Source organism: Shimia isoporae, assembly GCF_004346865.1.
Taxonomy (GTDB): Bacteria; Pseudomonadota; Alphaproteobacteria; order Rhodobacterales; family Rhodobacteraceae; genus Shimia; species Shimia isoporae.
The window spans coordinates 207,921-229,043 of the sequence record NZ_SMGR01000001.1; the positions used below are offsets into that span (position 1 = coordinate 207,921).

Annotated in this window: 22 protein-coding genes; 12 read left to right on the plus strand and 10 right to left on the minus strand. The window is 57.4% G+C overall.

Features of this window, described 5'->3' with window-relative positions; genetic code table 11:
- Nucleotides 1–99 precede the first annotated feature (99 nt).
- Complete coding sequence (gene trxB, locus BXY66_RS01090; RefSeq protein WP_132858342.1) at nucleotides 100–1,041, minus strand: thioredoxin-disulfide reductase; 942 nt, start codon at nucleotides 1,039–1,041, stop codon at nucleotides 100–102.
- Between the two features lie 218 nt (nucleotides 1,042–1,259).
- Here trxB and BXY66_RS01095 point away from each other — a divergent pair, with 218 nt between their 5' ends.
- Entirely contained in the window at nucleotides 1,260–1,760 is a 501-nt protein-coding gene (locus BXY66_RS01095) for an Lrp/AsnC family transcriptional regulator (protein ID WP_132860292.1), read from the plus strand.
- A 90-nt stretch (nucleotides 1,761–1,850) separates the two neighbouring features.
- Here BXY66_RS01095 and BXY66_RS20375 read toward each other — a convergent pair whose 3' ends face one another.
- The 4 genes from BXY66_RS20375 to lgt form a co-directional block, all read right to left on the minus strand.
- Complete coding sequence (locus BXY66_RS20375; RefSeq protein ID WP_165929074.1) at nucleotides 1,851–1,988, minus strand: hypothetical protein; 138 nt, start codon at nucleotides 1,986–1,988, stop codon at nucleotides 1,851–1,853.
- Between the two features lie 179 nt (nucleotides 1,989–2,167).
- Entirely contained in the window at nucleotides 2,168–2,926 is a 759-nt protein-coding gene (gene pgeF / locus BXY66_RS01100) for a peptidoglycan editing factor PgeF (RefSeq protein WP_132858343.1), read from the minus strand.
- On the minus strand, nucleotides 2,923–3,978 hold the full coding sequence (locus BXY66_RS01105) for a class I SAM-dependent methyltransferase (RefSeq protein WP_243694263.1): 1,056 nt from the start codon (nucleotides 3,976–3,978) through the stop codon (nucleotides 2,923–2,925). Before BXY66_RS01105 ends, pgeF begins: the two co-directional genes overlap by 4 nt.
- Nucleotides 3,975–4,856 carry a prolipoprotein diacylglyceryl transferase gene (gene lgt / locus BXY66_RS01110; protein ID WP_132858344.1) on the minus strand — a complete coding sequence of 294 codons (882 nt, stop codon included), beginning with the start codon at nucleotides 4,854–4,856 and terminating at the stop codon, nucleotides 3,975–3,977. The genes BXY66_RS01105 and lgt overlap by 4 nt, the downstream gene beginning before the upstream one ends.
- 121 nt (nucleotides 4,857–4,977) lie before the next feature.
- On the opposite strand from lgt, the gene BXY66_RS01115 reads away from it, so the two are divergent.
- The 8 genes from BXY66_RS01115 (at nucleotide 4,978) to BXY66_RS01150 (ending at nucleotide 12,582) form a co-directional block, all read left to right on the plus strand.
- Nucleotides 4,978–5,217, plus strand: a complete 240-nt coding sequence (locus tag BXY66_RS01115) for an accessory factor UbiK family protein (RefSeq protein WP_058239539.1) — start codon at nucleotides 4,978–4,980, stop codon at nucleotides 5,215–5,217.
- 98 nt (nucleotides 5,218–5,315) lie between these two features.
- On the plus strand, nucleotides 5,316–6,044 hold the full coding sequence (locus tag BXY66_RS01120; protein ID WP_132858345.1) for an ABC transporter ATP-binding protein: 729 nt from the start codon (nucleotides 5,316–5,318) through the stop codon (nucleotides 6,042–6,044).
- Nucleotides 6,045–6,048: 4 nt separating this feature from the next.
- Nucleotides 6,049–8,412 carry an ABC transporter permease gene (locus tag BXY66_RS01125; protein WP_132858346.1) on the plus strand — a complete coding sequence of 788 codons (2,364 nt, stop codon included), beginning with the start codon at nucleotides 6,049–6,051 and terminating at the stop codon, nucleotides 8,410–8,412.
- 5 nt (nucleotides 8,413–8,417) lie between these two features.
- Nucleotides 8,418–9,653 (plus strand): efflux RND transporter periplasmic adaptor subunit, encoded by a 1,236-nt coding sequence (locus BXY66_RS01130; RefSeq protein WP_132858347.1) that lies wholly within the window; start codon nucleotides 8,418–8,420, stop codon nucleotides 9,651–9,653.
- Nucleotides 9,654–9,954: 301 nt separating this feature from the next.
- On the plus strand, nucleotides 9,955–10,455 hold the full coding sequence (locus BXY66_RS01135) for a type III secretion system chaperone family protein (protein ID WP_132858348.1): 501 nt from the start codon (nucleotides 9,955–9,957) through the stop codon (nucleotides 10,453–10,455).
- A 30-nt stretch (nucleotides 10,456–10,485) separates the two neighbouring features.
- Nucleotides 10,486–11,301 (plus strand): pyrroline-5-carboxylate reductase, encoded by an 816-nt coding sequence (proC, locus tag BXY66_RS01140; RefSeq protein WP_132858349.1) that lies wholly within the window; start codon nucleotides 10,486–10,488, stop codon nucleotides 11,299–11,301.
- Complete coding sequence (locus BXY66_RS01145; protein WP_132858350.1) at nucleotides 11,294–11,632, plus strand: tRNA-binding protein; 339 nt, start codon at nucleotides 11,294–11,296, stop codon at nucleotides 11,630–11,632. Before proC ends, BXY66_RS01145 begins: the two co-directional genes overlap by 8 nt.
- Nucleotides 11,629–12,582: a 2-hydroxyacid dehydrogenase gene (locus BXY66_RS01150; protein ID WP_132858351.1), complete on the plus strand. Its 954-nt coding sequence runs from the start codon at nucleotides 11,629–11,631 to the stop codon at nucleotides 12,580–12,582. The genes BXY66_RS01145 and BXY66_RS01150 overlap by 4 nt, the downstream gene beginning before the upstream one ends.
- 48 nt (nucleotides 12,583–12,630) lie before the next feature.
- On the opposite strand, the gene BXY66_RS01155 is transcribed toward BXY66_RS01150, so the two are convergent.
- Complete coding sequence (locus BXY66_RS01155) at nucleotides 12,631–13,221, minus strand: thymidine kinase (RefSeq protein WP_132858352.1); 591 nt, start codon at nucleotides 13,219–13,221, stop codon at nucleotides 12,631–12,633.
- Between the two features lie 348 nt (nucleotides 13,222–13,569).
- Here BXY66_RS01155 and BXY66_RS01160 point away from each other — a divergent pair, with 348 nt between their 5' ends.
- On the plus strand, nucleotides 13,570–14,028 hold the full coding sequence (locus BXY66_RS01160; protein ID WP_132858353.1) for a hypothetical protein: 459 nt from the start codon (nucleotides 13,570–13,572) through the stop codon (nucleotides 14,026–14,028).
- 74 nt (nucleotides 14,029–14,102) lie between these two features.
- Nucleotides 14,103–14,930: a helix-turn-helix transcriptional regulator gene (locus tag BXY66_RS01165; RefSeq protein WP_132858354.1), complete on the plus strand. Its 828-nt coding sequence runs from the start codon at nucleotides 14,103–14,105 to the stop codon at nucleotides 14,928–14,930.
- Nucleotides 14,931–15,315: 385 nt separating this feature from the next.
- Here BXY66_RS01165 and BXY66_RS01170 read toward each other — a convergent pair whose 3' ends face one another.
- Both BXY66_RS01170 and BXY66_RS01175 read right to left on the minus strand, forming a co-directional pair.
- On the minus strand, nucleotides 15,316–16,431 hold the full coding sequence (locus BXY66_RS01170; RefSeq protein WP_132858355.1) for a beta-ketoacyl-ACP synthase III: 1,116 nt from the start codon (nucleotides 16,429–16,431) through the stop codon (nucleotides 15,316–15,318).
- A gap of 110 nt (nucleotides 16,432–16,541) precedes the next feature.
- Nucleotides 16,542–18,413, minus strand: a complete 1,872-nt coding sequence (locus BXY66_RS01175; RefSeq protein ID WP_243694264.1) for an ABC transporter ATP-binding protein — start codon at nucleotides 18,411–18,413, stop codon at nucleotides 16,542–16,544.
- Between the two features lie 140 nt (nucleotides 18,414–18,553).
- Between BXY66_RS01175 and BXY66_RS01180 the strand changes: the two genes are divergently transcribed.
- Nucleotides 18,554–19,750 carry a pyridoxal-phosphate-dependent aminotransferase family protein gene (locus BXY66_RS01180; RefSeq protein WP_132858356.1) on the plus strand — a complete coding sequence of 399 codons (1,197 nt, stop codon included), beginning with the start codon at nucleotides 18,554–18,556 and terminating at the stop codon, nucleotides 19,748–19,750.
- On the opposite strand, the gene BXY66_RS20380 is transcribed toward BXY66_RS01180, so the two are convergent.
- Both BXY66_RS20380 and BXY66_RS01185 read right to left on the minus strand, forming a co-directional pair.
- The gene (locus BXY66_RS20380) at nucleotides 19,747–19,917 is read right to left on the minus strand and encodes a hypothetical protein (RefSeq protein ID WP_165929075.1); all 171 of its coding nucleotides are present in this window, start codon (nucleotides 19,915–19,917) and stop codon (nucleotides 19,747–19,749) included. The genes BXY66_RS01180 and BXY66_RS20380 overlap by 4 nt on opposite strands.
- Nucleotides 19,918–19,998: 81 nt before the next feature.
- The gene (locus tag BXY66_RS01185; protein ID WP_132858357.1) at nucleotides 19,999–21,102 is read right to left on the minus strand and encodes a pyridoxal phosphate-dependent aminotransferase; all 1,104 of its coding nucleotides are present in this window, start codon (nucleotides 21,100–21,102) and stop codon (nucleotides 19,999–20,001) included.
- Between the last annotated feature and the right edge of the window lie 21 nt (nucleotides 21,103–21,123).

The window sequence follows — 21,123 nt, forward strand, 5'->3', positions numbered from 1 at the left end:
GGCGTTGCTCCGGTTCGCTCGAACGCAGGCTACGGCCTTGTGGGGTAGAGTGGCAACCGGCAGTTGTGCCGATCGCCTGAGTTTGCCGCGATTGGACGGTTATTCCTGTTCCGCGATAAACTTTTCCGCGTCCAGTGCCGCCATGCAGCCCATGCCAGCAGATGTCACGGCCTGACGATAAACATGATCCGTCAGGTCACCGGCGGCGAAAACGCCGGGAATAGACGTGCGCGTTGTGCCGGCTTCTACCTGGACATAACCGCCGTTGTGCAGTTCCAGCTGGTCTGCCACCAGTTCGGACGCAGGGGCGTGCCCAATAGCAATGAAAACGCCTGCGGCGGGAATTTCGGTGATCTCGCCGGTTTTGGTGTGTTTGACTTTCACGCCTGTCACGCCTTTGGGCATGTCGGTACCGACGACTTCTTCCAGTTCATGGAACCAGAGGGTTTCGATTTTTTCGTGTTTGAACAGGCGGTCCTGCAGGATTTTCTCCGCGCGCAGCTCGTCGCGGCGGTGGATCAGGGTCACTTTGGAGGCGAAGTTGGTGAGGAACAACGCCTCTTCGACCGCGGTGTTGCCGCCGCCGACGACCACGATCTCCTGACCGCGGTAGAAGAAGCCATCACAGGTTGCGCAGGCCGACACGCCGAAGCCTTTGAACGCTTCTTCGCTGTCCAGACCCAGCCATTTGGCGCGGGCTCCGGTGCAGAGGATCACGGCATCAGCCGTGTAAAGAGTGCCGCTGTCGCCTTTGGCTTTGAACGGGCGCTCAGACAGGTCGAGATCGGTGATGATGTCGCCGATGACCTCACAGCCCATGGCGCGGGCGTGTTCTTCCATTTTCATCATCAACTCGGGGCCCTGTACCTCAACGAAGGAGGGGTAGTTCTCAACTTCGGTTGTGGTGGTCAGTTGGCCGCCCGGCTCAAGGCCCTGCACAAGGATCGGCTCCAACATGGCGCGGCTGGCGTAAACGCCGGCGGTGTAGCCAGCAGGGCCGGAGCCGATGATCAGAACCTTGGTGTGTTTCGTGTCGGCCATGAGGCACCTTTTCATGTGATATCTTTGCGAGTCCGATAGCGGATATAGCCGTCTCATGCAGTCAGGAAAAGGGCAAGCCGCATTTCAGGAACGTGCGGTCTCGTGATGATACAATAGGCAGGACAGCGCAAAAGGATATTGCGCAAACGCGAAACATTATTGCGCGTTTGCGCGGCGGTGGTATAAGAACCGCAAATCCAACGGAGAGAATGACCCACATGGCTGGACACCGGCTTGATCCAATCGATCGCAAAATTCTGGCAGAATTACAGGCTGACGGCCGGATGACCAACGTGGAACTCGCCAAGCGAGTCGGGATTTCGGCTCCGCCTTGCTTGCGCCGTGTGCGAACATTGGAAGAGGCCGGATATATTCGTGGTTACCACGCAGATGTGGACAGCCGTGAATTGGGGTTCGAGGTTCAGGTATTTGCAATGGTCGGGCTGGTGAGCCAGGCAGAGGCGGACCTGAGTGCATTTGAGGAACGCTGCCGTGAATGGCCTCTGGTGCGTGAGTGCCATATGCTGAACGGAGAGGTGGATTTCATCCTGAAATGCGTGGCGCCGGATCTCAGCACGTTTCAGACGTTTCTGACCGAAGACCTGACCAGTGCCGACAACGTGGCAAGCGTGAAAACCTCGTTGGTGATCCGTGGAGCAAAAGACGCGCCCGGAGTGCCGTTTGAAGTGCTTGAAGAACGGCTGAGCCGCGACGCTTAAAGCGCTAAGACGCAAAATCAGCTTTCAAAACAAAAGAAACCGCCCCAGCGGGACGGCTTCTTTACGAGGGGTCCGGGTGATCCGGGTGAATTAGGCGGCTTTTGCCAAGCCTTCGCCTTTGCGCTTGGCGATGAAGGCGGCGCGACGGGCTCCGCGTGCCCAAGGCATGGCCGGTGTCTCGGCTTTGGATGCTGCGACGACCGATTTGATAAAGCGTTGGTTTTTCATGTCTGCTCTCCGTGGCTGTCGGCCCTTCTTTTGTGGCCGGTCTGTTTCCGTGTTGAGAACAATTTCACCCTCAATTGGGGCGCAGATGGGGCGGGATTGGTCAGATTTGAGGAAATTACCTAACCAATTTTTAGGCAATCTGGCGCAAATGTGGCGGAGCAGAGGGACAATAGGCCTGTTTACAGGCGGATCACCGAAATCAGCCGGCCATAATCGGCCTCATTTGCATGTGTGGCACGTCGGTAAGAATAGAACCGGTCTGGATCGGAGTAGGTGCAATGCCGCGTCCACTCGGCGGCGCCGATTCCTGCAGCCCGTAAACGGTGCAGACCATAGGACGGTAGATCAAAAAGCATACGGTCGCCTTCTCCTTTCTCAAAGAAGCGATCGTTTTCAGGTGCAGCGGACATAAATGTGTCCAAAAATTCGGGGCCGACCTCATAGGCGCTTTGGGAAATGGAGGGGCCAATTACGGCTTTGGTACCAGCGCGATTTGCACCGAGTGCTTCCATTGCATCCAATGTGGCCTCAAGTACTCCGTCGACGGCTCCACGCCATCCGGCATGGGCGGCAGCGACAACACCTGCGTTTTCATCGGCAAACAGTACGGGTTGGCAGTCTGCAGTAAGGATCGCAAGAGCGAGACCCGGTGTGGCGGTAACAATGGCATCGGCCTTTGGCCTGTCACCGGATTGGGGCTCGCTGATTGTCAGAACGTCTGCGGAATGCACCTGATAAGGTTGTGCGAGGTGGCTCAGCGGCACGCCCATGGCGTCCGCCACGCGGCTGCGGTTGATCGAAACGATTTCGGATTGGTCAGAACTGCCAAGGCCGCAGTTCAATCCTTGGAAAACACCGGACGAGGCACCGCCACGGCGGGTGAAAAACCCGTGACGCACAGGGCCGAGAAGGTCGGACGTGAGAATTTCCAAAGTCATGTGGTGCATCCGGGTGGAGATGGGGCGTCTGTCGGAAACAGCGCGAGTACCTTGAACAGGTTTCCCATTTCATGCGGGTGCGTCAAGCGGCGATGCGCGGCGATGTGGCTCTCTAACTCTGCGTTTTCGAGTTGCGTCGCCAAAGCTTGCGCTCTTTGCGTGATTCCCAGACGCTCGAGAAAAACACCTTGCGGCGTTAGCCGGCTATGTGCGCAGGGCGCGGCTTTGGCGATGGCTTCGAAGTCTACATGGGCTGTCAGGTCGGCATCGCCCGGTGTTGTGAGCGGGTCGACGTGCCGGTGATTTTGAAGAGCCTGAAGGGTGTCACCAAGTGAGGTCCAGTCTCCGTAATCTATCAGGAGCGCTGCACCCCCGTGAGCCTCTATTCGCGCACCAATGGTCTGCGCAACTGATTGGGCGGGCGCGCAGGTTTCGACCACTTGATCGATTGATGTGTCGATTAGGCGGTGTTCGAGTTGTGGCTGCGGCAGTTCCGGGCCAATGGCAAAACCAAGTGTGCTGTCGCGAGTTGCAATGAGGCGTTCGTGCCACCCTTCGGTGCCGCGTTGGAACTGGCGGATCGGAAGAGCATCGAAGAATTCATTCGCCACCAGAAACAGCGGTTGTTCCGGCAATTCGTCAGCCGTCGAGACCCAGGTGGCCGTACCGATCACGTCCTGTTGCTTTGCCCGCAATGCGGGAGAAGCCTCTACGAGATGTACCTGCGCGGCTTTGTGAAATCCGGGTATCTTCCGGGTTGCACGAAGGATGTCGGCCATGAGTGTGCCCCGACCCGGGCCGAGTTCGGCCAATGTAAACGCCGCTGGTGCGCCTTGGTCCATCCAAGATTGCGCCAAAGCTAAACCGATGAGTTCTCCAAACATTTGCGAGATCTCGGGGGCAGTGATGAAATCACCGTCGGATCCTAAAGGATCGCGGGTTGTGTAATAACCGTGTTCCGGGTGCAATAAGGCTTCGGTCATGAAATCGGCGACAGTCATGGGACCATGGGCCTCGATGCGGGCCAGAAGGTGCGTGGTCAGGGCGGTCACGCCGGTTTGGCCCTTACAATAAGATACACGCCTAGCAGGATCATCGGCAGGGACAAAAGCTGACCCATGGTGAGGCCGTAGCCACCCAAGTGCAAAGCAAGGCCCAGAGGGTTGGTATCGGTTACGAAATGGGCATCGGGTTGGCGGAAGAACTCAACAATGAAACGCGCAACACCATAACCAGCGAAAAACGTCCCAGTTAGGAGCCCGGGTGTTTTGAAGCCGCCACGCCTCCATGCGAGCCAGAGCATCAACGCACCCAGAATAAGGCCTTCCATCGCAGCTTCGTACAATTGCGACGGGTGGCGCGCGCACAGAGCAGCAAGTTGACCGCAATCCTGTGCTGCGTGCCCCGGGAAAATAACGCCCCACGGCACATCGGTCGGACGCCCCCAGAGTTCGGCATTGATGAAGTTCGCAATGCGCCCGAGCAGGAGGCCGGGCCACATGCCTAGAACCATGGCGTCAGCCACCTGCAGTTTGTTGAGCTTGTGTGCACTGGTGTAAACCCAAGCCGCTATGACAACGCCCAGCATCCCGCCGTGAAAGGCCATGCCTCCTTGCCAGATTTGCAATGTCTCACTCGGATTGGCCGCGTAATAGGACGGCTTGTAGAACAGCACGTAACCCAAGCGCCCGCCGAGGATCACACCGAGGATCACCCAGGTCAGCAGGTCTTCCACTTGTCTCGCGGAGATCGGAGCAGTGTCATTGGGCCAAAGACGCTGGGCCCGCACTGCGGCGACTACGATGCGCCAGCCAATCAGGATGCCGACGATGTAAGCCAGCGCATACCAACGCAGAGCGAACTCCATACCAAAGGCAGAGATCGAGAAAATCTCAGGCGAAATTTCGGGAAAGGGAATGGATGCGCGCATGGTTCCTCACCGTTTGGCGCCTAAGTGGCCGCGCAGAGCAGGCAAAGTCAAGGCAGGCAAACGTTCTTGTGTCTGGCGACGGCGCGCCCCATATAGAGGACAGCCAATACCGGAGAACATGATGCAGACCCGAAACAAGTTCATGGACGACATGTCCCAGCTGATGACCAATGCAATGGGTGTTGCCCAAGGAGCAAAGGACGAAGCCGAAAACGCCATGAAGTCGTTGATGGACCGCTGGCTTGCTGATCGCGACTTCGTCACGCGCGAAGAATTCGACGCTGTGCGTGCCATGGCGCAAAAAGCGCGGGAAGAAAACGAAGCTTTGAAAGCGCGTATCGAGGCGCTCGAAGGCAAGTAAGCGCTTGTTGAACAGGCGGTTCTTGGCCGCCTGATACCTTGCGACACATGGACAGGGTCGTTGGCGCGGCCTAGTCTCCTTGCCGAAAAGGAGACGTCATGGCGGACCGCAAGACGCAATCCGAAACCACCACGTTCAGGACACGCGGCCTAACCAAGATTTATGGTGAGGGCGCTGCGGCGGTGCATGCGCTGCGCGGTGTAGATCTCGAAATTCCGGAGGGCGAGATTGTCGTATTGCTTGGACCGTCGGGTTCAGGCAAGTCGACTTTGCTGAACATTGTAGGTGGGCTGGACCGAGCGACCGACGGTGAAGCGTGGTTCCAAGAACAGAACCTGAGCGAAATGAGTGACAGAGCGTTGACGCTCTATCGGCGAGACCACGTCGGGTTCGTGTTTCAGTTCTACAATCTTATGCCGTCCCTGACCGCCTATGAAAATGTCGAGTTGGTCACGGAGATCGCGGAAAACCCCATGGCCGTTGAGCGGGCGCTTGAGCTTGTTGGATTGGGCGAACGCATGAACCACTTTCCCGCGCAGATGTCAGGTGGTGAGCAGCAGCGCGTGGCGATTGCACGGGCGATTGCCAAAAATCCTACGGTCTTGTTCTGCGATGAGCCAACGGGTGCGCTGGATAGCGCCACCGGGCGGGCCGTTTTGCATGTGATTAACGACGTGAATCGCGAGTTGGGTGCAACCGTGATGATCGTGACACATGCTGCCGCGACAGCGCAGATGGCGCACCGCGTGATCCATTTCGCGGATGGGCAGATCAAGTCGGTTACCCAAAACGAATCCCGCCTCAGCCCGGACGAAATCGCGTGGTGATGTGATGAGGGCGCTCGATAGAAAACTATTGCGCGATTTGTGGCGCATAAAGGGGCAGGCAGGCGCAATTGCGATGGTGGTTGCGGTGGGCGTTCTCTTGCAGGTGATGATGTCGGGCATGATTTCCTCGCTCGAGGAAACCCGCGCGGCCTACTATGAGCGTTACAGGCTTGCCGAAGTTTTTGCGCCGGTCACCCGCGCGCCCCAGAAACTGCTAGACCGGCTGGCTGAGATCCCCGGCGTTGCGGCTGTGGAAGGGCGCGTTCAGGGCAGCGCGCTGGTCGACATCGCTGGTCAGGATTTGCCTGTTAGGGCACAGGTGTTGAGCCTGCCGGAGTGGCGCGATCCTTGGCTGAATGATGTCTATTTATCAAAGGGGCAGCGTCCAAGGGCGGGGCGTACCGACGAAATCCTGTTATTGCGTGCGTTCGCAGATGCGCATGACCTTGGGCTTGGAGATGTGTTGTCTGCCACCATGTACGGGAGCAATCGCGAATTCCGCATTGTTGGCATCGCTCAATCGCCTGAATTTCTTTTCACAACCGCACCCGGAGAGTTTGTTCCTGATGACTCGCGCTTCGCCGTGCTTTGGCTGAATGCGGAAGCCCTTGAAGCGGCCTACGATATGAAGGGTGCGTTTAACGAGGCGCTTTTGTCGTTAGAACGCGGCGCCGAAGTGAAGCCTGTACTCGCGGCCGTTGATACCCTGCTGGACCGCTATGGCGGCCTGGGCGCCTATGGGCTGGAAGATCAGATTTCAAACCGGTTCCTCAGCGAGGAGATCAAGGGTTTGACGGCGACGTCTTCGGTCGTGCCTCCCATATTCATGGCCGTGGCCGCGTTCCTTCTTTACATCGTGATCAGCCGCATGGTCAGCGCCGAACGTGAGCAGATCGGGCTGATCAAAGCCTTCGGGTACACGGACACCGAGGTCGCGATGCATTACTTCAAATTGGTGGTGACAATCGCCTTGGCCGGTGCCGTTATGGGGTGTCTTGGCGGGGTGTGGGCCGGTCGGGCGCTCGCGGGGCTGTACCAAGCGATCTATCATTTGCCCTTTCTTGTTTTTCGCGTGGAGCCGTCAAGTTTCGCGACCGGCATCCTGATCTCAGTGCTTGCTGCAGTGGTCGGCGGAATTTCTGTGCTGCGTCAGGTTTTCGCCCTGACGCCTGCCGTGGCCATGCGCCCGCCTGCTCCTGCGGATTACTCCACTTCCGGCGCGATCACGGCGTCGCTGAAAAACTGGCTGGATCAACCCAGCCGCATGGTCCTGCGTCGGGTGATGCGCAACCCTGGTCGAATTTTTGGCGCGGTTTTAGGAATTGCGGCGGGTATGGGGCTGAGTTCGGCGCAGATGTCTGTGATGTCCGGTTTTGACGAAGCGCTTGATACGACATTCGGTGTTATCGATCGCTCCGACGTGACAGTCACATTCTTTGAACAGATGCCAGACAAAGCAGCCTTTGATTTGTTGCATCTCCCCGGCGTGATTGACGTCGAACCGACGCGTGGCGTGAGCGCGGTTTTGCGTTATGGCACCGAAAGCTATCGCGGATCAGTGACGGGCATGGTGGATGGGGCTCATTTGAGCCGCGCTGTGGATGCTGACCATCGGGATATTCCTATGCCGGAGAGCGGCATTGTGCTAGCGAAGTCGCTGGCCGACACGCTTGGGGTCGGAGCCGGTGACACCGTCGTGGTTGAAGTCCTGCAGGGGCGGAGGCCGGTGCTTGAGCTGCGTGTGGCGCGGATTGCAGATACGCTGATGGGCGCGCCCGCATATATGCACATAGACGCCCTGAACCGCGCGATGGGCGAGCCGGGCCGCATTTCGGGCGCTTACCTACGCGTTGATGCAGAGAGCTATCCTGCATTGTTTGCCGAACTCAAGGATGTGCCGAGTGTGGCGGGCGTTACCCGCAAGAATGACGCACGATTGGCGATGAAAAAGCTGATGGACGAAGGCGCGGGCACCATGCGCTATGTCATGGCATTGATCGCGGGGATCATTACATTTGGCATTGTCTATAACAGCGCAAGGATCAGCTTTGGCGAGCAATCAAGGGATTTGGCAAGCTTGCGGGTCATGGGTTTTTCCCAAAGCGAGGCCGCCTTCATTCTGCTTGGAGAGCTGGCATTGGTGGTACTGATTGCTTTGCCTTTGGGTGTGCTGATCGGTTTTGGCCTGTCCTACTTGGTGGCCGCCGGTTTCAGCACGGACCTATATCAGATCCCTACCGGTTTCCGACCTGATGCCTTTGGCGTTGCGGGGATGGCAGTGGTGGGAGCCGCCCTTATCAGCGGCTGGCTTGTGAAACGCGAGATCGAGAAAGTCGACCTTGTGGCAACCCTGAAGACGAGAGAGTGAGCGAGATGGCGAGGAAACGGCAATCGCGGCGGGTTTTGACGGTGGTGGCGGCTGTGATTATCGGCGGAGCCCTGGCGGCGGCTTTTTGGCCCAAGCCCATGTTGGTGGACATTGGACAGGTCGCGCGTGGCCCGATGGTTGTAACCGTGGATGAGGAAGCGCGAACGCAGGTACGCGATCCTTATGTGGTGTCCACGCCGATCGCCGGTCGGCTTCTGCGGGTCTCTCTGGAGCCGGGAGACTATGTGGAAGAGGGCAAAACGATAGTAGCGCAGATGCTGCCCACCAATCCTGCGGCATTGGATATTCGGACAAGAGAGCAGGCCAACGCTGCAATAGCGGCGGCGGAGGCGGCGCTGCGAGTGGCGGAAGCAGACGTAAACAAGGCTCTGGCGGATCGGGATCTGGCCGAAGAAGATGTGAAACGTGCACGCGCACTTTTTAAACAGGACACCATCTCTCGGGCCGCGCTTGATCGGGCAGAAGGTACCTGGAAAACCGTTCAGGCCACGGTGGACACTGCAAGAGCCGCGATATCGATGCGGGTCGCCGATCTTAACAACGCAAAAGCGCGGTTGATTAGTTTTGACGACCAAAGCCTTTATGGCGTTGCGCAGGCAGCGGAAGTGAACCCGATCTCCCTGCCGTCGCCGATCACCGGTCGCGTACTTCAGGTGATCCAGAAAAGCGAAACCACGCTCGGGGCAGGCACTCCAATACTTGAAGTGGGCGACACCGCCAGCGACCTGGAGGTTGTGGTCGAACTTTTGTCCACGGATGCAGTGCGTGTGACTGTTGGCGACCGCGTGGCGATTACCAACTGGGGCGGAGAAGGCGACTTGGCGGGCGTTGTGGATCGGATTGATCCGTGGGGTTTTACCAAGCACTCGGCGCTGGGTGTCGAAGAGCAGCGGGTCAATGCGGTGATCCAATTCACCGGTGATCCGGAGAGCTGGGGCACACTGGGGCATGGCTTTCGCGTCGAAACCCGGATCATCGTCTGGGAAGTCGAAGACACGCTCATTGCGCCTTCGAGCGCGCTTTTCCGGCAGGATGGCAAGTGGAAGGTGTTTGTTGCGGGAGCCGATGGCTCCGCGCAGTTGCGGGACGTCCGTATCGGACGCAACAACGGTATCGAAGCGCAGGTTCTAGACGGTGTTGATGTGGGCGAAGCGGTGGTTTTGTACCCGTCTGCAGGCCTGAGTGACGGGACCAAGATCGCTCAGAGATCAATGAACTGATCTTTCTGAAGGCAATTCGGATTTCTCAGAAAATCCTGGTCAAGTTGTTGTTATTCAGCGAAAAAAACAGGTCTCGGCCGAATATTGCGGGCGAGTACGCAGGAAACGCCTGCGTCTTGTGCTGAAATGAGTTTAATCCACAACTTATTGCGTTATCCACAGATATTTTGCTTTACAGGTCAGCTTGAGCGCAGCACGATATGTTGTAAGGCCAGTGGGAACGACCACAGGTTCTAGAGCAGACACCAAGCGTTAGGGATGCTGCCACGTCCATAGCGCAACAGCAAAAAGAGGTGGCGCTATGGCATTGTCCGAACATCTTCTGGAAGAAGACCTGCATCCTATCGACATCGTTGAGCACATCGCGACGTATTATGACTGGAACTTTGACCGTATCGCCGACGACCAGATTGCAATGGCGGTTGAAGGCCAATGGAAGACTTATTCCATAACCCTGGCATGGTCGGGTTTTGACGAAACGCTTCGACTTGTGTGTTCATTCGAAAACGAGCCTCCCGAAGAAAAACTGCCGCAGCTCTATGAAGCGCTGAACGCGGTTAACGATGAGTGTTGGACCGGTGCGTTCACGTTCTGGGCAAAGCAACAATTGATGATTTATCGCTATGGATTGGCGTTGACCGGCGGCCAAGTGGCGGGTCCGGAACAGATCGATGCCCTGATCCGTTCGGCTGTTGAGGCATGTGAGCGTTTCTACCCTGCGTTCCAGCTTGTTGTCTGGGGAGACCGCAAGGTTGAAGACGCGATGCAGGTTGCCATTGCAGAGGCCTACGGGCGAGCGTAACACTTTCCCCCAAAGACGAAGGGGGGACTTATGGACATGAAAGATGTGGCCGAAAAAGGGCTGGTTTTGCTGGGTTGCGGCAAAATGGGTTCTGCCATGTTGCAGGGATGGCTGGCCGATGGGCTGCCAGCGACGTCGGTGTGGGTGAAAGACCCTTATCCAAACGATTTTGTGCAACGTGCCGGTGTGCACGTGAATGCCGATCTTCCGGCCTCTCCGGCAATTGTGATTATTGCCGTTAAGCCCCAAATGATGGCGGACGCCCTGCCGGTTTTGGCTGCCATGGGCAACGGTACGACGCTGTTTGTGTCGGTGGCTGCGGGTATTTCCATCGCAACTTACGAAGGCATGCTCGGGAGCGAGACACCTATTGTGCGGGCGATGCCCAACACCCCGGCCGCGGTCGGCAAGGGTATCACTGCGATAGTTGCCAATGCGCATGCTGGCGATGATGGTCTGGGTGCCGCCGAAGGGCTGTTGCAGGCTGTCGGCCAAGTGGTGCGTCTTGAGCGCGAAGAGCAGATGGATGCGGTTACCGGTGTAAGCGGTTCCGGTCCGGCTTATGTGTTTCATCTGATTGAAACTTTGGCGGCGGCAGGCGAGGCCCAAGGGCTTTCCGCCGACTTGTCGATGGCATTGGCAAAGGCGACGGTTGCTGGGGCGGGCGTGTTGGCGGAGCTTGCAGAGGAAACACCCGAGCAACTCCGTATCAATGTGACCAGCCCGAATGGTACAACGCAAGCGGGACTTGAGGAGTTGATGGACCCTGCGAACGGCCTGCCGCCTTTGATGCTACGTACAGTCGGGGCCGCCACATTGCGCAGTCGGGAGTTGGCAAATGGGTGACATCGACTTTGACGACTTTCTCAAGGTCGATATCCGCGTCGGTACCGTGACCCGCGCAGAGCCTTATCCTGAGGCCCGCAAGCCAGCAATCAAGCTTTGGGTCGACTTCGGTGATGAAATTGGTGAGCGAAAGAGTTCGGCCCAGATCACAAAGCATTACGATCCAGAGCAGTTGATCGGCAAACAGGTGATGGCGGTTGTGAATTTTCCACCACGCCAGATTGGCAAGTTTATGAGCGAAATACTCGTTCTTGGGCTGCCGGACGAACATGGTGACATTGTTCTGATCGGCCCCGATAAGGGCGTCCCCGTGGGAGGGCGAATGCATTGAAAAAGCTCTATATTACAAGGCCGCTGCCTGAACCCGTTGTGGCCGCCGCCCGAGAAGAATTCGACGTGGTTTTGAGGCGCAACACGAGCCCTTTGAGCCAGAGTGACATGCGCACAGCTTTGCGTGACTATGATGCCGTGTTGCCCACGTTGGGGGATATGTTTGATGCCAAAGTCTTCGCGGATGTGCCGGAGCCGCGGTGCAAGCTGTTGGCCAATTTCGGAGTTGGCTACAACCACATAGACGTGGCAGCGGCAAAGACGGCCGGCGTCGAAGTCACCAACACGCCAGGAGCTGTTACAGACGCAACCGCTGACATTGCGATGACACTGATGCTCATGAGCGCGCGCCGCGCCGCAGAAGGCGAGCGGTTGGTGCGATCAGGTAAGTGGACCGGCTGGCATCCAACCCAGATGCTTGGCATGCATCTTTCGCGAAAAACCGTGGCGATTGCCGGAATGGGGCGTATTGGGCAGGCCATTGCACAGCGTTGCTATTTCGGATTTGGCATGAAGGTAATGTACTGGAATCGTTCTGAAAAAACGATGGAGTTTGATGCCGAACGTGTGGAAGACCTTACGGAGATGGCTGCCGTCGCAGACGTCGTGGTTGCCGCCGTCCCAGGCGGCTCGGAAACGCAGCATCTGTTTGATGCGGATGTGTTCAACGCCATGCAGCCGCACGCCCATTTCATAAATATCTCGCGTGGCGAGGTGGTCGACGAACAGGCGCTGATTTCTGCGTTGCAGGACAATGTCATCGGCGGTGCAGGCCTGGATGTTTACGAATTCGAACCTGATGTACCAGAGGCGTTGCGCCAGCTTGAGAACGTCACATTGCTTCCGCATCTGGGGACTGCCGCGCTAGAGGTCCGGACGCAAATGGGAATGATGGCCGTTGAAAATTTGAAGGCCTTTGCGCAAGGCAAGGCGCTTCCGAACAAGGTTTAGAAACCGGTCTCTGCAAAGCATCTGCAGAACGTAGGTATTGTGTCGGTGTCATTCAGGGGGGAGGTCGTTCATGGCCTCGCGCCAATGACGCCTGCACAGGGACACATAGGTCTCGTTGCCGCCAATCTGGACCTGAGCCCCCTCTCGCAACGCGTTGCCGTTTTCGTCCTGTCGAACGACCATTGTCGCCTTCTTGCCGCAGTGGCAGATCGTACGGACCTCACGCATTTCGTCAGAGAGCGCCAGAAGTGCCGCCGAACCGGGGAACAGATGGCCCTGAAAATCGACGCGCAGGCCATAACACATGACCGGTACTTTGAGGTCGTCTACCACCCTTGCCAGTTGCCAGACCTGATCCTGTGTCAGGAACTGCGCCTCATCAATGAAGACACAGTTGAAGGGATCTTTGGCCAGTTGGTCTCGTATCTTTGCAAAAAGATCCGTGCTGCCGTCGAACGTGTCCGCTGCGGCCGAGATACCGATGCGGGAGGCAATCTTTCCCTCGCCGGCGCGATCATCAAGGCGCGCGGTCAACAGATACGTGTGCATACCGCGTTCACGGTAGTTGTGGGAGGCTTGCAGAAGCACCGTCGATTTGCCGGCGTTCATGGTCGAGTAGTTGAAATAGAGCTTGGCCATGGGCGTGGTGATAAATCCAAGGCGTGGTTGCTCGCAAGATCAAAGCAAAACGGGGCGGAAATTTTTCAATTTCCGCCCCGCCCCGACGCTGAGGGTGCACTTCCCGCTCCGAAAGGCCTTGACCTTTGGGGATGGAATGAAGCGGTCCGTGCGGCCGAGGAGGTTGAGGGGCACCGATGGACAGTTCGGTATTTGCCTAACCAACCCCTTTGCGAAAAACGTCAAACTCGTCACGCCGAACAAATGCATCCGGTCTTTTTCAAATGACAAATTCGGGTTAAGTCTTTAATGGGAAAAGACTTGGCATATTCCCCCAAAACAGGGGCGCCGGAAAACGGAGCACATGTAATGAGTGTTGTAGGCAGCTATCTCAAGAAACACACCGAGGCTCTGGTCAAGGATGTTGGCATTGAGGCGGCGTGTGAATTGACCGGGAAGTCCAAGGCGACTTTGGGTAGGTATTATTCCTCACATGACGAGCATCTTGATCGGTTTATGCCGATTGATGCGGTTGCGGCTTTGGAGGAAGCGTCCTCTTACCCGCATGTGACTTCTGCGCTTGCAGAGCTGAAGGGCAGCACTTTGAATCACGACGACCGTCGGCGCAATTCCAATGACAAAGGCGGTGTAAATGCCGACGTGATTGCTCTGAGCCAACGGTTTGCGGTGCTGATGGCGGAATACAGTCAGTCCATCGAGGACGGGATTATCACGGTGAGTGAAGCCAAGCGGCTTTTGCGTGAGACAGTTGCGTTGCAACAGGTGTTGGTGGACATGAAATTGCACCTTGAGGAGGAAACCGTCTGAGCTCTGACCGAACCGGGCGCAGGCCGATATTTGAGGCCGAGCGCCACACACCGGAACTGTTACAAAATTTCCTCGTGGATCTGGAAACCACCCAGAGTTCTGCCGAGGTGTGGGCCTTGATCGTTGATATCGGGCGCACGTTGAACCTGCCTTACATCGATTTCGTCACGGCCAATAACTACGCGGACTGGCAAAAAATGCTGTTCGTGCGAACGTCGTATGACTCAAGTTGGCTCAATGCGTTCAACACGGACCCAGAGATCATTAAATGGTCCTATTTCAGGACACATGCGATGGAACGCCTGACCCCGATTGCGATTGGTCTTGAGTTCATCGACGAGTACATGCACATCCCCGAGCAACGATACAAAGTTCTGGAAGAAGCTGCCCGTCGCGGTTTGCGTGCGGGGTTTTCAGTGCCTTTGCGTTCGCATGCTCCACCGCAGTCCTCGATGATCACCTTTTCGGGTGATCACTCCAAGCGCGAGATGAAGCGTATCATTCAGACGCATGGCTGGGTTCTCAACACTGTCGCGGTGATGGGGTTCCAGCGATACATGACTCATTTTTCTGCGGAGTTTATCGATCGCAACCGGATTTCCGAAAAGCAGCGCGAGTTGCTTGAGATGATTGGCGGGGGTCTTCAGGACAAGGTGATTGCCGAACAGTTGGGCGTCACGGTTTCAGCCGTACGTCAGCGCATGAACAATCTGCTGTCCAAGACAGGTTTGAACAACAGGGCCGATCTTGCGGCGCTCGCCATGAGTGTGGGGCTGGTGCCTGATCCGCTGAGCCGGGGCGCAGATCCTGATCCCGTGATTCTTGTCGAGATGGGAGTCGCGCCGCAGGGAAAAGGGCGGTTCCGCAAAGTTTCGCCAAAGGTAGAGAAAAGCGACGACTGAAACTCCGTCGTGCTGCCTACCAAAAAGGGTGCCCCGGAAAACCGAAGCACCCTAGCGTCATAAAAAGACATACAGGAACAAGTGCACGGGTGTGCAACAACCTCTGCACGGGACAGCACAGAGCAGAAGGGGGCTTTGGAGTAATTCCTCTACCGGGCCTGATGATGCGGGTCGCCTGGGGAAGCAACACTGTGCAACATCAGCACCTTCCACCAACTATGCTAGCGCACGAATGTAACCGATTCTGTTAACAACTTTGCCTTAGTTTCGCAAAATTGGCTGTGAATTGTGGTAGGTATCGAGTTTGTGACTGGCAATAATATCAGTTTTTGCCATTCCCTTATGCGGTGAAAAGCGACTCAGGAGTTCACGGAGTCGGGCAGTGTCAGTGGCGGCGTACCAGCACTGAACCAACGGAATAGCCGGCTCCGAAAGAGCAGATCATCCCGTAGTCGCCCGCTTGCATGTCATCCGAATACTTTGAGAAAGCGATGATCGAACCTGCCGAAGAGGTGTTGGCATAGTCCTGCAGGATGTTGGGCTGTTCTCCGGCTTCCGGCGTACGGCCCATTACTTTTTTGCCGATGAAATCGTTCATGGATTTGTTCGCCTGATGCAGCCAAAGACGACGGACGTCGCTGACGCCTTCATCGCCCAAATGGTTCAGCATGTGCGTCGAGACCATCGGAACCACTTCCTTGAACACTTTGCGGCCGTTTTGCATGAACTGCATGTCGCGCCGGTCCACAACACCGTCAGGACGTGAGCGGCGCAGGAAGCCGTTGTTATTTCGGATGTTGTTTGAGAACTGGGTGGCGCACCGCGTTGAAATGATCTCGAAGTAGTCACCCTTGGCGTCTTCGGAGCGTTCGATCACTGTGGCGGTCGCCACGTCGCCGAAAATGAAATGGCAGTCCCGATCGCGCCATTCCAGGTGGCCGGAGCAGATTTCCGGGTTCACCACAATGGCGCGGCGGACTGACCCGGAACGAACCATGTCTGCAGCGGCCTGAATGCCAAAGGTCGCCGAAGAACAGGCTACGTTCATGTCAAACGCAAACCCGTTTGCGCCAAGCTCTTTCTGAATTTCGATGGCGACCGCGGGATAAGCGCGTTCCATGTTGGACGCGGCGCAGATCACCAAATCGATGTCGGAGCCCTCCAGACCGGCTTGCGTGAGGGCCTTGCCACAAGCGTCAATTGCCATTTCGGTCATCACGCCGGGTTCGTCGTCCGAACGCTGGCGCAGAAGAGGGTGCATGATATCCGGGTTCAGGACACCAGTCTTGTCGAGCACGTGGCGTTGTTCGATGCCGGAGGCTTTGAAAATGAACTCGCTGGAGGAGTGCGGTATGGGTTCAAGCTCGCCAGCGGCAATGGCCTCAGCGTTCTGCGCATTCATTTTGTCGGCATACGCGTTGAAGCTTTCGACCAACTCATCGTTGGTGATGACTTCGCTGGGCGTAAAGACACCGGTGCCGGTGATTGCTGGCTTGAACATAACGCTTCCCCTCGCAGTTCTGGTGGCAGGCAGCTAGCACCCAAACCGCCGGAAACGTCAAGGGTTTCCTCTGGGTCAACCGGGCGCCGGCAAGCCTGTGGGCGTTGGGTTCAGCTGCGCAACCAGCCACCAAAAATACGGGCCAAAAGTCCGGGGCGCGCAGCGGTTCCGTCGAGAGCGGGGTCAGTCACCGGAGAAAGCGCCCGCTCCTCGGCAGTTGCCCCTTCTGTGTTGAACTGGAGCCGGTGGAGCTCTGCGTAAACGCCGCCCCGTTTCAGAAGCTCATCATGAGTGCCTTCGTCCACGACCCGACCCTTGTCCATTACGACGATCTTGTCCGCGCCGCGAACGGTCGAGAGGCGGTGCGCGATCACCAGAGTGGTCCTACCCTCGGACAGGCCGTCGAGTGCTTTCTGAACGACGGCTTCGGACTTGGTGTCCAGCGCAGACGTTGCCTCATCGAGAAGCAGGACTGGCGTGTCGCGCAACAAGGCACGGGCAATCACAACACGTTGGCGCTGACCGCCGGAAAGATTGGAGCCGCGCGGGCCGACTTCGCTGTCGAGGCCATTTGCAAGCTTGGGTAGGAAGTCTGACACGTGGGCCGCGTCGAGAACTTTGTTGAGCTCCTCGTCGGAGACGTTTTCACGCCCGAGTAGGATATTTTCGCGAATTGTATCGTCGAACAGCAAGGCTTCTTGACTGACGACCGAAAACAGGTTGCGGAGATCATCCAGTGTCAGGTCGCGGTTGTTCACATCCTGCAGAAGGATTTCGCCCGACTGCGGATCGACAAGGCGGGTCAGCACGTTGAAGATCGTGGACTTGCCTGCGCCGGACGCGCCCACAATCGCCGTTGTTTTTCCGGCTTCAGCGGTGAATGTGGTCCCGCTCAGAACAGGTGTGTCGCCATAGGACAGGTTAACTTTGGACAGAGAAATTCGCGGAACACCTGCGGGCACCGGTTTTGGTTTCGCCGGATCCTTGATCGATGGAATGAGTTCCATCAGTTCTTTCAGGCGTTCGATCGCCGCCGCGGCCACCTGCCATCTGCCAGTGAGTCCTGCGAGACTGCGAAGCGGTTCGAACATCATGCCCATGGCCGTGAAAAAGGCCATGAATTCACCAACCGTTTTTTCGCCAGACACAATTTCGGACCCGCCAAACAGCAAGACGCAGAATACGCCCAGTCCGGCAGTCACATCAACAAGGCCACCGATGGAGGCCGACCCACCGGCCGCCTTGATTTGGGCGGTGACCAGAGACTTTGTGTCACGACGGAAGCGGTCCGACTGATATTGCTCAAGCCTGTTGAGCTTGGTGGGCACGATACCGTGGAAAATTTCGTCCAGCCGCGTGGCTAGATCCGCGCCCAGATCGCGTGCTTCACGCGCTCGACGCCGCACAAATCGTTGTGCGACCAGGGCTGGCAGGACCAGAAGAGGAGTGCCAACGAACGCAACCAACGTCCAGCGCCAGTCTATGCTGAGTGCCACGCCAACCAGCGATACCAATGCAATGGCATCGCGGCCGGCGCCGAGAATAAACGCCGACCATACGTTGTTGATCGCACCAACATCAGCCTGAATGCGCTGGATCAGATGCCCTGGAGGGTGGGTTTGGTGAAAGGCGTTATCCTGCACCATAAGTTGCGAAACCAAGGCCATGCGCAGGTCGGCCGTCGATTTTTGGGAAACGAAGGATACGATCAACTTGTGTGAGACGCTGGTGACACCTCGCAGCATGAAGATGGCGCCGAAAACCATCGAAACGGTAAAGAGCGCGCCAGTGCTGCCGCTGCCAAAGGCAGAGTCAAACATGGGCTTCATCATGTAGCTGAAAGCGCCCAAAGAAGCGCCTTCGAGCGCCATCATGATACCGGCTGCTATCAGGAACCATTTGTATTTCTTGAGATAACCAACCCAGACCCAACGCAATAGGGGCCAGGCTCTGGTTTCGGGCAGGGTCTTTTGCGTGTCCACAAGCGACGCCTTCTGTTGTGACCGTTCCGCACGGTTTACTCCGCTGTTAACGGTGAGGCCAGCGTAATTTGGCCACCGGCGGATTGACGCCGCCGCAGTTGGGCGTAGTGTCGGCCTGCCTAAACTCAGGAGAGCCCGTAATGACCTTGGCACATGGCCAAACCTATTTGGCAATTCCAGGACCGTCGGTGATGCCGGAAGCGGTGTTGCGCGAAATGCATCGCGGAGCGCCGAACATCTATGAAGGCGAGCTGATCGACCTGACCTATGGCCTGTTGCCCGACCTGAAAATGGTCGCGGGCACGGCTCATGATGTCGCCATCTACATCGGCAATGGTCACGCAGCCTGGGAAGCGTCATTGGCCAATGTACTTGCTCCGGATGACAAAGTGCTGGTGCCTGTGGCGGGTTCTTTTGGTCTTGGTTGGGGGGATGTCGCGCAATGCCGCGGAATCGAGACCGACGTGATCGATTTCGGTCGACGTGCTCCGATTGATCCTGCCCGGGTGGCGGAGGCGTTGGCGGCGGATACTGACCACAAAATCAAAGCTGTGCTTGCGGTCCATGTGGATACCTCGACCTCGGCCAAGAGCGACATTCCCGCTATCCGCGCTGCAATAGATTCGGTGGGGCATCCGGCCTTGTTGATGGTGGACTGTATCGCGTCTCTGGGATGCGACAGGTTCGAGATGGACGCCTGGGGCGCGGACGTCATGGTTGCTGCGAGCCAAAAAGGTCTGATGGTGCCGCCGGGTGCAGCCTTTGTGTTCTTCAATGACAAGGCCCAAGCTGCGCGTGCCGGACTTGATCGGGTCAGCAAGTATTGGGACTGGCAGCCGCGTGCCAATCCGGAACTTTATTACCAGCTGTTTTGCGGAACGGCGCCGACCCATCATCTTTACGGTCTGCGGGTTGCTCTGGACATGATCAAAGACGAAGGACTCGAGGCTGTATGGGCACGACATGAAGTCCTGGCCAAAGCAATCTGGGCAGCCGGCGAAGCATGGGGTCGTGGCGGTCCGTTTGAGCTTAATATCGCAGATGCGGCCGCGCGGAGTCATGCGGTAACCTCATTGCGGATCGGAAAGGAACATGGCACGCGGTTGAGACGCTGGTGTCAGGATCAGGCCGGGCTCACGCTTGGGATCGGGTTGGGAATGAGCACTGAAGACGATCCCAAGGGAGACGGATTTTTCCGGTTCGGGCACATGGGGCATGTCAACGCGCAGATGATCCTTGGCATGCTGGCAACGGTACAGACAGGGCTGCGTGTTCTGGATATTCCGCACGGGGCCGGTGCGCTTGAGGCGGCGGCAGATGTAATCGGCCAGGCTTAGCGGTTTGCGAGCCGGGTGATACCCTTGTTGAGCAGCCAGCCGGTGAGCAGTACCCAGCCGAACCCGAAGAACGCCCAGATCGCGGCGAATATCCAAAGCAGGTTCACAAACCCCAGCACAAGGCAGGCGGTGGTGTAGTTTTCGACGCGCTTAACCGGACTGGACATGGTACACTCCCTGTCTGGAAGTGTAGCGCAGTTTCCACCGTTGGCTTGCCACAAAATCGTGAGGGCCTGCCTGCCTGTCTTTTATCCGAGTTCGGCCAGCACGTCTTCAAGGGCCTCATCAAACAGCGCGAGCGCTTCTGATGGGCCGCAGCTCAGCCGAATGCAACGGTTTTGGGGTTCAACAAATGGCATTCGCACAAAAACACCGCGCGCTACGAGACCATCGAGAATAGATTTGGCATAGGTTGCGTCGCGCCCGCAGTCGATGGCGACGAAATTGGTCGCGGACGGCAGGGCTTTCAAACCGAATTTGGCGGCAATTCCGGTTATTGTGTCTCGGGCTTCGGCGACCTTTACCTGCGTCTCGGCCAGCCAGTCGGCATCCTTCAAAGCCGCAAGAGCCCCAGCTTGCGCCGCGCGGTTCATACCGAAGTGGTTGCGAATTTTTTCGAACGACCGGATGAAATCCGCTTCGCCCATTGCGTACCCCACACGGGCACCAGCCATGCCATAACCCTTGGAAAACGTTCGCATGCGGATCACACGCGGGTCATTGATGTCAACAGGCGCTGCGGTGCCTTCGGGTGCCAGTTCGATATAGGCCTCATCGATCAGCAAGACGCATCCGTCGGGGATATTGTCCAGCTGCGCGACGATGTCGGCACCCGAGCGCCAGCTGCCCATTGGGTTGTCCGGATTGGCAAAATAAACCAGTTTCGCGTCGACTTCGGCCGCTTTTGTCAGAAGCGCGGGAAGGTCTTCCGCGTCATCGTGGTATGGTACTTTGTGCAGGACGCCGCCAAATCCTGCGACGTGGTAGTTGAACGTAGGGTAGGCGCCGTCCGAAGTCACCACCGAGTCGCCCTGTTCCACAAGCAGCCGAACGAGGTAGCCAAGCAGACCATCGATTCCTTCGCCAACGACGATGTTTTGTGGCGTGACGCCGTGGTGGTCAGCCAAAGCGTGGCGCAGGTCGTGGCTTTCGGGGTCGCCGTACATCCAGATGCCGGACGCGGCCTGTTCCATTGCCGCAATCGCTTTGGGCGAAGGGCCAAAGATATTTTCGTTGGCGCCAAGGCGGGCCGCGAACGGGCGCGACATCGCGCGTTCCTGTGCCTCGGGGCCGACAAAGGGCACAGTGGCGGGAAGGGATTGGGCGAGTTTGGTATAGCGTGGTCCGGTCATGAAGGTTAACTGCCGCAAGGA

Bases quoted from the DNA above. Each gene is read 5' to 3' on its own strand.
- trxB (WP_132858342.1), bottom strand. From the start codon at position 1,041: ATGGCCGACACGAAACACACCAAGGTTCTGATCATCGGCTCCGGCCCT.
- BXY66_RS01095 (WP_132860292.1), top strand. From the start codon at position 1,260: ATGGCTGGACACCGGCTTGATCCAATCGATCGCAAAATTCTGGCAGAA.
- BXY66_RS20375 (WP_165929074.1), bottom strand. From the start codon at position 1,988: ATGAAAAACCAACGCTTTATCAAATCGGTCGTCGCAGCATCCAAAGCC.
- pgeF (WP_132858343.1), bottom strand. From the start codon at position 2,926: ATGACTTTGGAAATTCTCACGTCCGACCTTCTCGGCCCTGTGCGTCAC.
- lgt (WP_132858344.1), bottom strand. From the start codon at position 4,856: ATGCGCGCATCCATTCCCTTTCCCGAAATTTCGCCTGAGATTTTCTCG.
- BXY66_RS01115 (WP_058239539.1), top strand. From the start codon at position 4,978: ATGCAGACCCGAAACAAGTTCATGGACGACATGTCCCAGCTGATGACC.
- BXY66_RS01120 (WP_132858345.1), top strand. From the start codon at position 5,316: ATGGCGGACCGCAAGACGCAATCCGAAACCACCACGTTCAGGACACGC.
- BXY66_RS01125 (WP_132858346.1), top strand. From the start codon at position 6,049: ATGAGGGCGCTCGATAGAAAACTATTGCGCGATTTGTGGCGCATAAAG.
- BXY66_RS01130 (WP_132858347.1), top strand. From the start codon at position 8,418: ATGGCGAGGAAACGGCAATCGCGGCGGGTTTTGACGGTGGTGGCGGCT.
- BXY66_RS01135 (WP_132858348.1), top strand. From the start codon at position 9,955: ATGGCATTGTCCGAACATCTTCTGGAAGAAGACCTGCATCCTATCGAC.
- proC (WP_132858349.1), top strand. From the start codon at position 10,486: ATGGACATGAAAGATGTGGCCGAAAAAGGGCTGGTTTTGCTGGGTTGC.
- BXY66_RS01145 (WP_132858350.1), top strand. From the start codon at position 11,294: ATGGGTGACATCGACTTTGACGACTTTCTCAAGGTCGATATCCGCGTC.
- BXY66_RS01155 (WP_132858352.1), bottom strand. From the start codon at position 13,221: ATGGCCAAGCTCTATTTCAACTACTCGACCATGAACGCCGGCAAATCG.
- BXY66_RS01160 (WP_132858353.1), top strand. From the start codon at position 13,570: ATGAGTGTTGTAGGCAGCTATCTCAAGAAACACACCGAGGCTCTGGTC.
- BXY66_RS01170 (WP_132858355.1), bottom strand. From the start codon at position 16,431: ATGTTCAAGCCAGCAATCACCGGCACCGGTGTCTTTACGCCCAGCGAA.
- BXY66_RS01180 (WP_132858356.1), top strand. From the start codon at position 18,554: ATGACCTTGGCACATGGCCAAACCTATTTGGCAATTCCAGGACCGTCG.
- BXY66_RS20380 (WP_165929075.1), bottom strand. From the start codon at position 19,917: ATGTCCAGTCCGGTTAAGCGCGTCGAAAACTACACCACCGCCTGCCTT.
- BXY66_RS01185 (WP_132858357.1), bottom strand. From the start codon at position 21,102: ATGACCGGACCACGCTATACCAAACTCGCCCAATCCCTTCCCGCCACT.